Annotated in this window: 1 protein-coding gene; it reads left to right on the top strand. The window is 68.6% G+C overall.

The features are described from left to right. On the top strand, positions 1–1,391 hold a 1,391-nt coding region (locus Q9R39_RS24640), incomplete at both ends, for a heavy metal translocating P-type ATPase (RefSeq protein ID WP_311278453.1).

Here is a 1,391-nt window from a genome sequence, read left to right on the forward strand (position 1 = left end):
CGCCCCCGCCGACACCGTGACCGGCGGAACGGTCAACGCCGGCGGGCACCTGCGGGTGCGGGCGACCCGCGTGGGAGCGGACACCCAACTCGCGCAAATGGCCGCGATGGTCGAACGCGCCCAGACCGGCAAAGCCCACGCCCAGCGACTGGCCGACCGGATCTCAAGTGTCTTCGTGCCGGTGGTCATCGCCGTCGCCATCGCTGTCCTCGGCGCGTGGATCGGCGCCGGCTATCCCCTGCAAGCGGCGTTCACCGCCGCGGTCGCTGTGCTGATCATCGCCTGCCCCTGCGCTCTGGGACTGGCCACCCCGACCGCACTTCTGGTCGGTACCGGCCGCGGAGCCCAACTCGGCATCGTGATCAAAGGCCCCGAAGTCCTGGAATCCACCCGAACCGTCGACACCGTTGTCCTCGACAAAACCGGCACGGTCACCACGGGACAGATGACACTCGTCCAGGTCACCACTGCTCCCTCCACCACTCGCGAAGACGTGCTCGCCCTCGCGGGGGCGGTGGAGAATGCCTCCGAGCACCCCGTCGCGGCCGCCATCGCTGCTGGTGCAGCCGCCGAAGTCGGGCCGCTCGACGAGGTCGACGACTTCCGCAACTTCGAAGGTCGAGGCGTGCGCGGTCTGGTCCAGGGACGTGTGGTCACCGTCGGGCGTCCGACGCTGCTGGCCGAACACGGCATCGCCGTGGATGACCCTCACCTCAACGAGGCGCAGACCGCCGCCGAAGAAGCCGGACAGACCGCCGTACTCGTCGCCTGGGACGGCCGCGCCCATGCGGTCCTGGCGGTCGCCGATGCGATCAAACCCACCAGCGCACACGCCATCGCCCGGCTCGCCGCACTGGGTATGACGCCCATCCTGTTGACCGGCGACAACCAGACCGTCGCCGATGCCGTGGCCGCTGAGGTCGGTATCGACACCGTCATCGCTAACGTCTTGCCGGCCGACAAAGCCGCCGTCATCACCGACCTGCAATCCGACGGCAAGGTTGTGGCCATGATCGGCGACGGCGTCAACGACGCCGCTGCCCTGGCCCACGCCGATCTCGGGCTGGCGATGGGCACCGGCACCGACGCCGCCATGCATGCCGCTGACATCACCCTGGTCCGCGGCGACCTCAACGCTGCCGCCGACGCGATCGCCTTGGCACGCACCACTCTGAAAACGATCAAAATGAACCTGTTCTGGGCATTCGCCTACAACGTCGCCGCGATACCGCTGGCCGCGCTGGGACTGCTCAACCCCATGCTGGCTGGGGCCGCCATGGCGTTGTCCAGCGTGTTCGTCGTCAGCAACAGCCTGCGGCTGCGCGCCTTCACCAGCCCGCCCCACTCATCGTCCACAGTTCCACCCACCAACCCCTCGACGTATACCCCCC

The organism is Gordonia sp. AC31 (genome assembly GCF_031844505.1).
Lineage (GTDB): Bacteria > Actinomycetota > Actinomycetes > Mycobacteriales > Mycobacteriaceae > Gordonia > Gordonia hongkongensis.